Raw genomic sequence first — 377 nt, forward strand, 5'->3', positions numbered from 1 at the left:
CTCGATGGCGGTGTTTCACGCGCACAGCGTGGCGCGGGCGTGGCTGTGGCTGGTCGCGGCGGCCTTGCCGCTGGCGCTGCTGGCCTGGTTGCTGGGTCCGGCAGGATGAACACGCTTTCGCTGATACTCGCCGGCGCGGCCGCTGCCATATCCCCGGTCGAAGAGGCCGCGCCCGGCTCGCGCCTCGGCCAGGAGAAGCCGCCCGCGATCATCCCGGCAGGTCCCGATCCGGTCTACCCGGCCGACTTCTATAAGCCGTTCCAGCCCCAGACCGCGCTCGACATGGTCGAGCGCACCCCCGGCTTCATCCTGAGCGAAGGCACTTCGGTGCGCGGCTTCGGCAATGCGGCGGGCAACGTTCTGATCGACGGCCAGCG

General features: G+C 70.3%; 1 pseudogene. It reads left to right on the forward strand.

Features of this window, described 5'->3' with window-relative positions:
• Window positions 1-105: 105 nt before the first annotated feature.
• Window positions 106-377: pseudogene (locus ACYPYD_RS26520) on the forward strand (hypothetical protein); the annotation flags it as partial.

The sequence above is a fragment of the Novosphingobium sp. 11B genome (assembly GCF_054589055.1).